We start from the raw sequence: 13,897 nt of genomic DNA on the forward strand, positions 1-13,897 counted from the left end.
TCACTATAGAAAGGGGTGATGACAATGAAAGAATCGTGTACATCCAAGGTACATAACGCATGCTGACAAAAGATACCAGGAAAAAGATCAAGCAGTACCGTGTCCTGCTGCTGATGATGGTCCCAGCGGTCATTTATTACATCATTTTCAACTATGCTCCGATGTATGGTGTGCTGCTGGCTTTTAAGAATTTCAAGATTACGCAGGGAATTTTAGGGAGTCCTTGGGTCGGGTTCAAGCATTTTGAAATGATTTTTGAAGATCCCTACTTCTACACGGTACTACGCAACACGCTCATTATCAGTGTATACAAGCTTCTCTTTGGTTTCCCCGTTCCGATTCTGTTTGCCTTAATGCTAAGCGAGATTACCAGTACGAAATTCAAAAGGGTGGTACAGACGGTATCGTATTTGCCGCATTTCATCTCTTGGGTTGTATTAGGGGGGATTTTCTTTACGATTTTCTCGCTTGATGGTCCGGTCAATATGATTGTCCACCTGTTTGGCGGCGATAAAGCGCTCTTTCTGGCAGATGAACGATATTTTCGGACGATTCTGGTTGTTACGTCCATCTTTCAGGGCTTTGGTTGGGGCTCGATCATTTATTTCGCTGCATTATCGAATATTGATCCCCAACTGCATGAAGCGGCTGTCATGGATGGCGCCGGACGCTTTCAACGGATGTTCCACATCTCCATCCCTATGCTTGCTCCTGTAATCGCTATCATGCTCATTCTGTCCATGTCGGGCATACTGGATGCCGGATTCGATCAAATCTTCAATATGTACAATGTCAAAGTGTATAACGTCGCGGACATTATCGACACTTATGTGTACCGTAAAGGCCTGGTTGAAATGGACTACAGTTATGCTACAGCCGTAGGATTGTTCAAATCGGTCATCGCTTTGCTCTTGATTGTTACCGTCAATACTGTAGTGAAGCGGCTAGGCGGGAAGGAGCACGCATTATGGTAGAGTTTCTAACGAAGGAGCGGTCGGTATGATGAACATCAAGAAGACGACGGGAGACAAAGTGGTGGACGCCCTGCTGTATCTGATTATGCTGCTGATCATGATCGCTACACTGTACCCGTTCTGGACGCAAATTGTCATTTCGCTTGACGGAGCGGATACGGAAGGAGCCGCTTATGCCACGGGCCTGGTTCTCTTCCCCAAGCAATGGACATTCGGAAGCTACAAACTGGCCATGGAGTTCGATGAACTGTGGAGAGGGTACTGGAATACCATTGTTCGTACGACCGTAGGTGTCGTTGTATCCGTATTCTTTACGGCGCTGTCCTCTTACCCGCTGGCCAAAAAAGACCTTCCGTTCAATCGGACGCTGACCAGCTTCATCCTTTTCACGATGCTCTTCGGCGGCGGCTTGATCCCTACTTACCTCATCATCAAAGAACTTCATATGCTGAACACGCTATGGGTACTTGTCATCCCCGGTATGATCGGATCATTCAACGTACTGATTATGCGAAATTTCTTCAGATCCATTCCACATGAACTGGAAGAATCGGCCCGAGTCGATGGCGCCGGCTATCTTCGAATATTCGTTCAAATCGTCATTCCTCTCTCAAAACCCGTACTTGCCACCATTGCTCTGTGGGTCGGAGTCGGGCACTGGAATGCCTGGTTCGACAGCATGATCTATATTTCAGATCCGCACAAGCAGGTGCTGCAAATTGTATTGCGCAAAATCATCATTCAGAACGATATGACAGATATCAATAATGTGATCCAGAACATAGGGAAGGAGACTGTCTTCTCCGGTAGGCAGCTGCAGGCGACGGTCGTCATGCTTTCCATTATTCCGATGCTCGTGGTATATCCGTTTATTCAGAAATATTTCGTTAAAGGCGTTATGATCGGCGCGGTTAAAGGTTGAATAATCATGCTTGAAAGCGATTTCAAGAAAGGGATGATTAAATTGAAGAGAAGCTGGTTGAACGGAATATTGGCAGGCGCCCTGCTTATCTCGGTCCTGTCGGCCTGCAGCAAGACGGAATCCACCAAGGGAGCCGATCCCGGCAGCTCCTCGGAGAATGGAACCAAGGCCGAGGAGAAGATGAAGCTGACATTCTGGAATTTGGATGATGCGACAACCACGAATTCACCCATTGTTGAGAAGCTGAAACAGGAGTACAACATCGATATTGATTTTATTAGTTCATCAAGAGATGCAATGAAAGAAAAACTGAACCTGATGATCGCTTCCAACGAGATCCCCGATTGGTGGAAGGAACCGAACTTTCCGGATTACGACAAGCTGATAGAGCAAGGGGTTGCGACTGAGATCCCGCAGAATCTAATAGAGCAGTATATGCCCAAATACGTTGCATGGTTGAAAAGATATCTTGGCGACGATCCCTTCAAATATGTAAGAAGAGACGACAAAATCTATGGACTGCCGGTTATATGGGATATCGGAATCGACGGGATCCAGCTTGCTTTCCGCAGTGACTGGATGAAGAAGGTCGGTTTCGCCAAAACGCCGGAAACGCTGGAAGAAATGGAAACAGCGCTTACCAAATTCCGAAATGACGACCCGGACGGCAATGGCAAAAAGGACACCTATGGCATCACCGCTTCGGCAGATAATGTCGAATCGATGTTCAGTTCCGTATTTGGCGCCTTTGATGCGTATCCGAATATTTTCCGGGAAAAAGACGGCAAGATTGTCCGCGGCGAGATTGAGCCGGGGGCCAAAGAGGCGCTTACCGTGCTGAACCGCTGGTATAAAAATGAATTGATCGACCCTGAATTTGTCGTTAACAAAGGGAGTAACGTTGAGGATAAAGTGCTGGCCGACAAGATCGGCGCCATAGAATTCTACTGGTGGTCATTCCTTCCGGGCAATGCTTTCCTGGGCGGCGAACAATGGTATGACAAGCTCAAAAAGAAGCACCCGGATTTTAATTTTGAAACGGTGGGCGGCGTCAAGGGTCCAAATGGCAGCTACGGTATTTCGCAATACAATCCGGCTTACGCTTCCGGCATCATGTTCGGCAAGCAGCTGGCACAGGATCAAAACAAGCTGATCAAATATATGCAGGTATTTGAAGCTACGGAGTTTGATCCGGCTAAGTATGAGCTGATGAACTTCGGCGTGGAAGGTCAGCACTGGAAGAAGAGTGATAAAGGTACGATCGAATTCATCCCGCCGTACGATGATGAAAAAGTACGCAAAAAAGCAGGAATCGGCGGCTTCTCTTTGCCAGGCTCCTTCAATGATTACAATTTCCAAACCGCATATACGTCGGATCAAGACTTGCGCAAATTGGCGCAAGATACCCGGGCGAAAGGTACACAAGTGATCGATATTCTATCACCGTTCAATAAGCCGGTGTATAACGATTATCAAGATAAATTGAGCCAGTTCACGCTCACCGCCTACATCGACTTTATAACGGGCCGCAAATCTCTTGATGAATTCGATAAATTTGTTGCCGAGTGGAAGAAGATGGGCGGAGACAAGGTGCTGGAAGAAGCTCAAAAAATATATGATGAAAATTTAAAATAATCTGTTAGAAAAGTGGGAGGCCTTATTCCAGCGTTAGATGAATAGGGGGCCTCCTTACATTTCCTAAAACGTTAGAGGTCATTAAGGAGGAAACCAAACCATGCTTAATATACAGGCTGGATCGATGGAAATTCGAATCAGCGATACCGGGGAAGTGACGGGGCTTTCAGATGCGGGAGGTCAGAAATCGTATATGAACACAGCGTACAATTCGCCGCTCATTCGTCTTGCGATCGGGCAGCAGTTAGAAGCGCCTTCAGCATCAAAATACCATGCGGCGTCCGGGGAGCTAACGTTACATTATCCTGGTGGCGCTATCGTGACCGTTTCCATAGCAAGCAGGGAATGTTACGCAACCTTTGAGGTGATCCGTATCGACGGTGCAGAACCGGATACCTTAATCTGGGGACCGATCGTCATGTCGATTGACGCCTCAATCGGAGAGTCGGTAGGCGTTGTTCAAGGCGGTGATTTTGCCATCGGGATGCAGGCACTGAATATAAAAACCGTCGGGGGCTGGCCAGCCGAGCTGGAAAGGATAGCATATGTCCAGCCCACCTATGCCGTCAGCGACAATGCGGATTCCGGCGGAAGGCAGCTGTCCGACAATAAGTTCGACTACGAAGTGTCTATAGCCTGGCCTGTAGTCAAGGGGGGGAGCTTGCTGCAGTCATTCGCCCGCAACAGGACCAAACCCGCGCATCGCCCGGTATGGAATTTGCCGAATGCAGAAGTAGAGTGCATGGACGGTGATGACGCCCATATTCCGGGAACCAAAATTGCCTTGTTCGGCTGTCCGGTTGATCGGGCGTTGGCGACAATTGAAGCGATTGAGCTTGGGGAAGGGCTGCCTCATCCGGAATTTGAGGGTGTCTGGGGGAAAACGTCGCCCGTGGCTACCCGGTCTTATTTGATTACCGACTTTTCTGAGGAGACGATCCAAGCGGCCGTACGGTATACGAGGCTTGCCGGTTTGAACTATGTATACCATCCGGATCCGTTTGAGAACTGGGGGCATTTCAAGCTGAAGCCCAAGCATTTCCCTGACGGGGACCGAAGCTTGAAGCGATGTGTCGAGCTGGCGGAGAACGAAGGGGTGCATGTCGGCATTCATACCTTGTCCAACTTCACGACGCTGAACGATCCTTATGTTGCTCCCATTCCTGATGAAGAACTGGAAAAGGTCGGCACGGCGAAGCTGACGGCATCGATCCGATCGCTCGACGAGGAGATCGGGATCGAAGATCCTCGGCCGTTTACAGCCAACTTGTTCCGGCGTACGGCCAAAATTGATAAGGAACTCATCGAGTATGGCGGTGTTTCGGAGAACGCTCCGTGGAAGCTGACAGGTGTCAAACGCGGCATGCACGGAACCGCCCCGGCCCCGCATCTGGAAGGAACGGAAATCGGCCGTTTATGGGATCATCCATATGATGTTGTGTTCCCGAATATCCGGCTGCAAGACCGGTTCAGTGAACGGATTGGCGGATTGATGGCTGAGGCTGGACTAAAGCAAATCTCATTTGACGGTTTGGAAGGCTTGTATGCGACAGGACAGGACGGTTACGGCGTCAACCGGTTCGTGAATATGTGCTACGAGCGCTGGGGCAGCGAGGTCATCAATGATGCGAGTATTGTTGTGCCCAATTATTTATGGCATATATTTACCCGTTTCAATTGGGGTGAACCGTGGGGTGCTCTCACCCGGGAAGGCCAGCTTGAACTTCGGCTTAGCAATCAGCGCTATTTCGAACGAAATTTCATACCTCCCATGCTTGGCTGGTTCCTGATCCGTTCTGCTTCGGAGCGCTTCGAAGCGACTGCTCTGGATGAAATAGAATGGGTGCTGTCGAAAGCCGCAGGATTTAACGCCGGCTTCTCACTGGTGGCCGACATGGCTGTACTTGAGCGTAACGGCAATATCAATATATTGCTCGATAGCGTGCGTGTCTGGGAGGAAGCCCGGCATGCGCAAGTTTTTACTGCTGAGCAGCGTCAGCGGCTTTGCGATGCGAAAAGCGACTGGCATCTGGAGGAAGCGGGAAGGGGGAGATGGAATCTGTATCCGATTGCTATTTCCAAACCGTTCGTTTGCAGCCCGGAAGAGCTGCAGCCCGGCCAACCAGGCGGTGCTGATTGGACTTTTTACAACAAGTATGCGGCTCAGCCCCTCCGTTTCTGCCTGCGCGTGATGCCTTCTTACGGCAATGAAGATGCAGTAGTAGAGCGTCCGACAATTTATACGAACGGCGCGTATATGACTTTTGAAACTGAAGTTGCTGTCAATGAGTATCTAGTCTGCGAGGGCACCTCCGAGGGCAAAATCTATGATCAGAACTGGAATCTCCTGAGAACCGTCAAGACATCCGCCGAGGCGCCGACTGTAGCCGCAGGCGGGCAGACATTGTCGTTCAGTTGCAAATTCAAGGGTGATCCCAAGCCGGTTGTCAGTGTTAAAGTGTTCACCCGGGGTGAACCGGAGCAGATCGAAGCGAATTAGCAGCGCAGTGACAAGGAGCTTACTCAAATCGAGTCTGAGGTCGGGCGAATTTTGCTTGCTCACAATTTGCCCAAGTAGCTTACAGAGGACGACAAAAAACGGACTGGTCAGGAATAAATCCTTAGGCCAGTCCGGTTTGCAATGAATCTCTTTAATCATATTCTTCGTATAGCGTCTTTATTGAGGGTATTTTGTCTGAGAGATTGAAGAGATGAAGCTCTCAGCAATTAACGACCTAGCTCTTTTCCGACCTTTCACGTCAATTACGTACGGGTATATAAGGAAATTGAACAAAACAAGTACATACCATTTGATGATATCCGGTTTGATCGCTAACTAGTGAAGTGATTAAGCTAACGGGAAACGATAGTTTAACATAAGGGAGCAGAATGCCGTGGGCCGGCAGCTGTTCCTTTTTTATAATATCAGAAAGTATAAACTCCAGAGCCATTGCTTCCTGATATTACAAGAAAAACTTCCTTTAAACGCGGTCTGTCTTCTTTGAAAGTACGTCGATAGACGTTTTTCTTATAATATCAGAAAGTATAAACTCCAGAGCCATTGCTTCATGATATTGCAAGAAAAACTTCCTTTAAACGCGGTCTGTCTTCTTTGAAGGTACGTCGATAGGCGTTTTTTCTTATTGAAGTAACGGGCAGCGCAGAATATACGGAGCACAGCGCCGGTACGATGATCATTTATTCATCATCATGTCCACACAATGCAAAATGTTGTCTCGTTCGTTCAAAGAATGATATCGTTTGGGCGTTTATCATAGCAGATAACACGATCAAAATTCATTTTCTTGTTAGTAGATATTCACGACGTATGATGACTAAGAAAGGCGTGATGATAGAAATGAAAAAAATCTATGTGGTAAACAAAACTCATCTTGACATTGGTTTTACCGATTTGGCAGAAAATGTATTGCACAAGTATTGCCATGATTACATTCAAAATGCAATCACATTAGCTGAAGACTTAAGAAAAGAGGGCAAAGATTTTGTTTGGACAACAGGCAGCTTTATTATTGAATATTACTTCAAAAACATGGATGAAGAAGCTTGTAAAAAGCTGGACGACGCCATAAAGAAAGGTTACATTCGCTGGCACGCCATCCCGTGTACGTTTGAATCGGAAGCAATGACACCTCAAACTCTACATTACATCATTTCAATCTCAAAGAAGTTAGATGCTCGCTATGGATACAAAACAACAAGCGCAAAGATGACGGACGTCCCAGGACATACGATCGGGATTGTTGATGAGTTGTATCGTCAAGGAATTAGATTCCTACACATTGGTGTAAATGGCTCGAGTTCCATACCAGAAGTTCCAGATACATTTCTATGGAAGCATGGCGAAAGTGAGATCATTGTCTCTTATTCAGACGACTATGGCGGCGTAATCGGAGTGGATTGCATGGATAACAAGCTGGCATTTATGCATACTCATGATAATAGTGGTCCAGGAACACAAGAGAAAATTAACGCTTATTTGTCAAAAATGGCGAATGAGTATCCAGACTATGAGCTTGAAATGACTTCCATGGATCAGTTTGCCAATGAACTTTGGGAAGTACGTGACCAACTGCCAGTGATTACAGAGGAGATTGGGGACACATGGATTCACGGAACGATGTCTGATCCGAAAATCATTCGTGATTACCGGATTGTAACGAAATACATGTCTGATCACCAAATAGAAAATGATGATGCTAATTTCTATGCGATGTTAGTGCCAGAGCATACTTGGGGAATGGATATCAAACGCTATTTCAGTGACTATATGAACTATGAAAAGAAAGACTTCCAGCGAGCACGCAGTTTAGACCAAATTACCGATGCTGATTTAACCTACGCTTATGGAATTGTTAAAGATGCAACGGTTGGCGAAATGCAATTCACTTATAATGAGTGGACGGATCGTTCGTACAAATTTTATGAGTCTTCATGGAAAGAACAACGCAAGAACATTGATCGTGCAATCGCTTGTTTGGAGCCTGAAGATCAACATAACATTAAAAAACTGATCGAAGTTCCATATCCTATCTTTGAAAACCAAGGGATTGAATGTGGTTTGGAAGAATTGATTTCGGTAAACGGGTATCAAATAATGTTTGCTAGCGATGGTTCTATTACCCACTTAGAAAAGGATGGAATCCTTTACTTTGATCAGGACAACAAACTCGGGGTTCTGAGCTATACCATTGCCGGGCAAAATGACTATGATAACCTGCGTTACAACTATTTGCGTGAGCTGCAGCATAATTGGTGGGCCATTGACTTCTTAAAGCCAGGAATGGAGATTCAAAAACGCATTCAATTGAATGAACATTTCACACCACATGTTATTAAATTAGTTAAGGAAAATGATTCGGTGATTGCCACTTTAAAGTATAGCCAAAGAGCTGTGGAGGAGTATGGTGCTCCAAGAGTGGTCAAGGTTAAATATCAATTTGGAGATAAAGTTGAAATTGCACTTTTATTACAGGATAAAGATGCCATTCGTTATCCGGAAATTTATTCTTTTGACATGACACCACGTTTGAATTCGCCATACTTAACGAAAATTCGTAAAATGGATACCGTGATTTCACCTTTTGCAGTGGTAGGTCACGGAAATAAGCTGCAGCACATGATTGAAGAGTTAATTTACGATGGCAGCGATAAAAAAATCAATATTAAACCTATTGATGCCCCTCTGTTGGGAATCGGAACCAATAACAATCTAAGCTATAACAACAAATACCATCAAGACAACAATAAATTTACGTTTACCCTATTGAACACCACATGGGGAACGAATTTCACGATGTGGTATGAAGAAGATATTTTCGCTCGTTTTGAGTTAGTGCTGGGATAAAAAGTCTAAAAAAAGAAGACAACAGGATCCTCCTGTGTGTCTTCTTTTTGGTTTAGATGCAGAAATCAGGCACCCAGGAACATGTTCATGTCATCTTCCACATTGGTAATGCCGCCGATCCCGAAGTTTTGACCGGTTGGCTTTATTCAACTAAAGACCAGATTAGTTGAGCCGATCCCCCCCTAAAGGTAAGACAAAACAAGTAATCTTTTTTGGGCTCATCACAGGCTAAAATGTGCTTGCTGTCTAGGATGATGGGTTCGGTGATTTTATCATCGTTATTTTATACCATTCACCCAAGAAAGAACTTGGCTCTGTCGATTTGTCAGAAGAAGAAAGTCATTTGTCATCAATACAGTAATAAACTTCAGGAGAAAATCAGCACTTTCGTATGACAATCATCGGATTATATTGTAAATTATTAAAACTTTTACCTGACAATTGTCGTTATATTAGTATATCCTTATAGATTTAACCAATTAGGAGGTGGCGAAGGCATTAGTGCAATTTAAACTGCTATGTCTTAAAGGTGTGTCGTTTGAAAGGTTTTAGTATTCGTTAGAATTTGGAGGAGAAACTAATGAACAAAAAACTTTTTTCATTCATTATCGCAGTTATTCTTACATACACCTGTTTATCAGGTTTAATATCTGCTAATCCAAGCAATAATCAGCAGTTATCGGTTAATGAAAATATTTCAATCCCCCAGAGTGTTTCGGCATTTGACAAAGCTCTAGTAGATCAACGCACAGTTTTTGGTCTTACAACAGAAAACTCTGTAGTGAGTCCCTTAATAAATAATCGTAAAATATCAGAGAAATACGGTTTTTATTTATCTGCTAATGAAGAAAAAGCATTGGATGAAAGATTCAACAAACAAGATAAGTTCATCCCAATTCTCAAAGAAACGATACGCTCTCATCAAGAGTTAAAGGAGAATTTCCTTGGAATATATATTGATCAAAACCAGGGGGGATCATAAACGTCGGATTTAAAAAAGATATTCCCTCAGAACAGCTGAATTTTATATCTAAGAGCCTAGACAATGAGTTACCAATAAGAACTTATACAGCAAAGTATACAGAAGAGGAGCTTGATAAAGCTACCAATCGAATTTCTGAAAGTGTCGCAAAAATTAAAGAGAGTGGAATTAATATAGAATATGTTAATTTGGATTTTATTAACCAGAAAATTACTGTAGGCATTCGCGACCATATTAGTGAGTCTGCTTTGGATATAATTAGTTCCGTTTCAGATGTTGATGCAAGCATCATTAATTTAGAGGTAGTTGATCCAACCTATAAGACCTCCGAAGATGCCCGGACAGATACTCATACGTACATGCTAGGTGGATTAGTTATTGATGATAAAGCTGGTGGAGGTGGGAATTGTTCAATCGGATTCTCCGCAATTGATTCCTCATCTAATCCATACATTGTTACTGCAGAACATTGTTGGCCGAAGGCTTCGGGAACAGGTGTGTATCAGGGAAATAACTATATTGGATACACAAGCAGTAAAGTTAATTATGGAAACGAAGCTGATGCTGCAGCGATTAGATTAGATTCAAGCAACTCAATGAGCAGTAAAGTTTATGCTGAATCGATTAAATTTTCAAGTGTTCAAGTCGCTGGTAACGATGTACTGGGCGAGAGGGTCTGTAAATCTGGAATGTGGGGGAATAGTTGCGGTACACTTCTTAGTAAAAATAACAGCCGATATTGGACTAACCCGGTGTATGGAACCGTTTGGTTTAGTTCGATGCGGGTAGCTAATTATATATCAGATGGCGGAGACAGTGGTGGTACGATTTGGAACAACAACAATGGTGAATTAAAAGGTGTGCACAAAGGCGTCTACACTGAGAATGGAACAACCTACCGGGTGTATAGCCATGTGACTCATATACAAAATCGACTCGGTATAACACCTGTTACTTGGTTAAATAATTAAATTAATCCTATTCTGCCGTTTTTCGTAAAGGTATATTTTTAAAATACTACTTAAGTTTGAAACACAAACAACCTTGTTTACGTCTTATGGTTAGTCAATTATCAAATAACAAGGTGGGATTGTTGTGAAAACATATATTTCAATATTATTGATTCTGATCATTGTTGTCTTTACTGCCTGCAGTAACGGTAACGATCACTTAACCAAAACACCCGCGTTAGAAAAAAATCAGCATCAAGCAGGTGAAAGAATGGACTTTCAAGGGATTATTGTTGAAAAAAATAATTCAGGAGTTATTGTTATAGTTGGTTTAACCGAAAAAGAAGTTAAAGGGAGAACAACGAATGAAATCATTTCTCAGTATGAACCAAAAGCTTATGATGTTTCAACACGTAATATAAAAGAAAATCTTGAAGTTGGCGACCATGTCAAAGTGTGGACAAATGGCATGTATGAAGATAGTAGAATAAGACGAACAACTGCTACAAAAATAGAAATTGTAAGGTAATCAATATACAAATTGTATACATCTGATTTGTATAACGGCTTGAACCTACATGCTTAATAGCCGCGTAAGCTGCGGCTTTTTTTGTTTTAACGATATATGTTCTTGTCAAAACCCGTAGTAACTAAATGCTATGCTTTTGAAACAGAAAAGTTTATTTCAAACCTCTTATCCTCACAGGGAATTCCGTTTGCTTGCTGTATGGAGCTAGGGAGATATAAATCATTGAACTACTTGATTTCAGAAAAGATAGCTGGACAAATTCTGAACCGTTGCTCTTATGAGCAGCAACAGCGAATACTTCCGGAGGTCATTCAGATTTTAACCCGAATGAAACAGGTAAAGTCAGAAACAATACAAGGATATGGGGCGATAAACTCCAGTGGGGATGGGACTTATACTTCCTGGAGGAAACATATTATTGCGACCTACGCTGAGGAAAAAGCGGATAACTTCTGAGAAGGTTGGCACAGCTTATTCAAAACATCCTGTCTGGAGAAGGACGTGTTTGATGAGTGTTACAACAGATTGTTAGCTTATTCTACCTACAATGAACCGTATCGTTTTTTTATTAATGGTGATTTTCACCAGTACAACATTTTGGTCAACGAATAACAGGAATCATTGATAGCAATGGCAAATATGGTGATTTTCTTATCGACCTTGCAACATTAGACTGGCACATAAAAACTCACTTGAAGCTCAATGTGGTCCAAGTATACCAAGATTATTAGCAAGAAGTGGGGAGTACCATACCGAATTTTAAAGAGAGGTTCATGGTGCACAATAGTATAATGGATTGATAGGATTCGCTTTTATGCAAAGAGGGGATGGAATGATGCTTATTACGAACTCCGTGATGAGCTATTGGATATTTTTGACGCCAAGATAAAGCAGGGCAAGCAGCACGATCACCGCTTTTTGCTCGTACCAGGCAATGTTGTAGGAAATCGGCAGTTCGTTGATATCCTCAAGGCCGAATACTTCCTTCAGCTTCAATGCAATGACGACCAGGGAGTAGGAATCATTGCATTGCCCGGCGTCCAGAACCCGCGGAATGCCGCCGATTTCGCCAAGATCCAGCTTATTGTATTTGTATTTGGCACAGCCTGCGGTCAGGATGACCGTGTCCTTGGGAAGTGCAGCTGCAAAATCGGTGTAATAATGGCGGGATTTCATCCGTCCATCGCAGCCGGCCATGACGAAGAATCGGCGGATCACGCCGGATTTCACGGCATCGACGACTTGATCGGCCACGTTCATCACAGCCGCATGGGCGAAGCCGCCGATGATCTCACCGGTTTCAAGCTCCGTTGGGGGCGGGCACCCTTTCGCTTGCTCGATCAGTACGGAGAAGTCCTTGGCCGCGCCGTCCGCTGCCTCCGGGATATGGCGGACGCCCGGAAAGCCGGTGTTGCCCGTCGTATAAATGCGGTCCTTATAACTGTCCTTCGGCGGAATGATACAGTTGGTGGTCATCAGAATCAGTCCGTTAAAAGAGGCAAATTCGCTGTTCTGCTTCCACCAGGCATTTCCGTAATTGCCTACAAAATGCTCATATTTCTTGAAAGCCGGATAATAGTGGGCAGGCAGCATTTCACTGTGCGTGTACACGTCCACGCCGGTTCCTTCCGTCTGCTTCAGCAGCTCCTCCAAATCCTTCAGGTCGTGGCCGCTGATGAGAATGCCGGGCCGGTTTCGAACCCCGATATTAACCTTCGTAACTTCCGGATGTCCATACACGGAGGTGTTCGCTTCATCAAGCATCGCCATGGCGTTTACGCCGTATTTGCCGGTTTCCATCGTCAAAGCGACCAGATCCTGCACTTCAAGGCTGTCGTCCAGCGTAGCCGCAAGCGCACGGCGCATAAACCGGTTCAATTCGATGTCATCTCGTTCCAGATGAAGCGCGTGGTACGTATAGGCAGCCATTCCCTTCAAGCCGTACGTAATCAATTCGCGCAGCGAGCGGATGTCTTCGTTGGGGGTGGAGAGGACACCAACCGTACGAGCTTTTTCATCCATTGCGGTTTCATGTTCGGTTTCCCAGACGGCAGCATCAGGGAGATGAGCCGTTCCTTCCGCATATTGTTCGTCATAATAGGCACGCACCTCGCCGCGGAGCGCGATCGCTTCCCGGATTCTCCCCACAAAAACCTCGCGGTCAAAGTTGGCGTTCGTAATGGTTGCAAACAAGGAGTCCATGATAAACAGCGATACGCGCTGTTCCAGCATTTCCGGCAGCCGGACATCCAGACTGAGATAAGAGATTCCTTTCAGCAGATATATCAGCAAATCCTGCAGGTTCGCCACGTCATGCGGTTTCCCGCATACGCCGACAAGGGTGCAGCCGGTTCCTTTGGATGCTTCCTGGCATTGAAAGCAGAACATGGAAGGCTGATGATTCAAGGACGGCTCTGTCGCGTTATTATTCATGATTTCTCCCCCGTTTCGTGAGTGATTTATCATTAAGATCAACATACTTCCGCGTTGTCATTTGACTGTCAGAAACAGTATACTCCGCTGCGATCACCGAAAAAGTG

10 protein-coding genes are annotated in these 13,897 nt (G+C 44.7%); 9 read left to right on the plus strand and 1 reads right to left on the minus strand.

Translation table 11 applies throughout. The annotated features are described in order from the left end of the window. Positions 1 to 59: 59 nt before the first annotated feature. The 9 genes from CJP46_RS18050 to CJP46_RS18090 all read left to right on the plus strand — a co-directional run bounded on the left by CJP46_RS18050 (position 60) and on the right by CJP46_RS18090 (position 11,813). Complete coding sequence (locus CJP46_RS18050) at positions 60 to 974, plus strand: ABC transporter permease (protein WP_094597027.1); 915 nt, start codon at positions 60 to 62, stop codon at positions 972 to 974. Between the two features lie 25 nt (positions 975 to 999). Continuing rightward, the gene (locus CJP46_RS18055) at positions 1,000 to 1,896 is read left to right on the plus strand and encodes a carbohydrate ABC transporter permease (protein ID WP_094597028.1); all 897 of its coding nucleotides are present in this window, start codon (positions 1,000 to 1,002) and stop codon (positions 1,894 to 1,896) included. A gap of 6 nt (positions 1,897 to 1,902) precedes the next feature. After that, positions 1,903 to 3,531 carry an extracellular solute-binding protein gene (locus CJP46_RS18060; RefSeq protein ID WP_094597029.1) on the plus strand — a complete coding sequence of 543 codons (1,629 nt, stop codon included), beginning with the start codon at positions 1,903 to 1,905 and terminating at the stop codon, positions 3,529 to 3,531. 100 nt (positions 3,532 to 3,631) lie between these two features. Next, positions 3,632 to 6,031: a hypothetical protein gene (locus CJP46_RS18065; protein ID WP_094597030.1), complete on the plus strand. Its 2,400-nt coding sequence runs from the start codon at positions 3,632 to 3,634 to the stop codon at positions 6,029 to 6,031. 828 nt (positions 6,032 to 6,859) lie between these two features. After that, positions 6,860 to 8,896: a DUF5054 domain-containing protein gene (locus tag CJP46_RS18070; RefSeq protein WP_179281211.1), complete on the plus strand. Its 2,037-nt coding sequence runs from the start codon at positions 6,860 to 6,862 to the stop codon at positions 8,894 to 8,896. Positions 8,897 to 9,476: 580 nt separating this feature from the next. Next, positions 9,477 to 9,878: a hypothetical protein gene (locus tag CJP46_RS18075; protein WP_094597032.1), complete on the plus strand. Its 402-nt coding sequence runs from the start codon at positions 9,477 to 9,479 to the stop codon at positions 9,876 to 9,878. A gap of 188 nt (positions 9,879 to 10,066) precedes the next feature. Then, on the plus strand, positions 10,067 to 10,849 hold the full coding sequence (locus CJP46_RS36225; RefSeq protein ID WP_143812994.1) for a S1 family peptidase: 783 nt from the start codon (positions 10,067 to 10,069) through the stop codon (positions 10,847 to 10,849). Between the two features lie 124 nt (positions 10,850 to 10,973). After that, on the plus strand, positions 10,974 to 11,357 hold the full coding sequence (locus CJP46_RS18085; protein ID WP_179281212.1) for a DUF3221 domain-containing protein: 384 nt from the start codon (positions 10,974 to 10,976) through the stop codon (positions 11,355 to 11,357). A gap of 222 nt (positions 11,358 to 11,579) precedes the next feature. Next, positions 11,580 to 11,813 (plus strand): hypothetical protein, encoded by a 234-nt coding sequence (locus CJP46_RS18090; protein WP_094597035.1) that lies wholly within the window; start codon positions 11,580 to 11,582, stop codon positions 11,811 to 11,813. A 405-nt stretch (positions 11,814 to 12,218) separates the two neighbouring features. Here the strand turns inward: CJP46_RS18090 and hcp are convergent, their stop codons facing one another. Next, on the minus strand, positions 12,219 to 13,790 hold the full coding sequence (hcp, locus tag CJP46_RS18095) for a hydroxylamine reductase (protein ID WP_256992414.1): 1,572 nt from the start codon (positions 13,788 to 13,790) through the stop codon (positions 12,219 to 12,221). Positions 13,791 to 13,897: the final 107 nt, after the last annotated feature.

Origin of the sequence: Paenibacillus sp. XY044, from assembly GCF_002257645.1 — a bacterium.
Classification (GTDB): Bacteria; Bacillota; Bacilli; order Paenibacillales; family Paenibacillaceae; genus Paenibacillus_AQ.

Excerpts from the sequence above, each read along its gene's own strand:
- hcp (WP_256992414.1), bottom strand. The coding sequence starts at position 13,790 with ATGAATAATAACGCGACAGAGCCGTCCTTGAATCATCAGCCTTCCATG.
- CJP46_RS18050 (WP_094597027.1), top strand. The coding sequence starts at position 60 with ATGCTGACAAAAGATACCAGGAAAAAGATCAAGCAGTACCGTGTCCTG.
- CJP46_RS18075 (WP_094597032.1), top strand. The coding sequence starts at position 9,477 with ATGAACAAAAAACTTTTTTCATTCATTATCGCAGTTATTCTTACATAC.
- CJP46_RS18065 (WP_094597030.1), top strand. The coding sequence starts at position 3,632 with ATGCTTAATATACAGGCTGGATCGATGGAAATTCGAATCAGCGATACC.
- CJP46_RS18070 (WP_179281211.1), top strand. The coding sequence starts at position 6,860 with ATGATGACTAAGAAAGGCGTGATGATAGAAATGAAAAAAATCTATGTG.
- CJP46_RS18055 (WP_094597028.1), top strand. The coding sequence starts at position 1,000 with ATGATGAACATCAAGAAGACGACGGGAGACAAAGTGGTGGACGCCCTG.
- CJP46_RS18060 (WP_094597029.1), top strand. The coding sequence starts at position 1,903 with ATGCTTGAAAGCGATTTCAAGAAAGGGATGATTAAATTGAAGAGAAGC.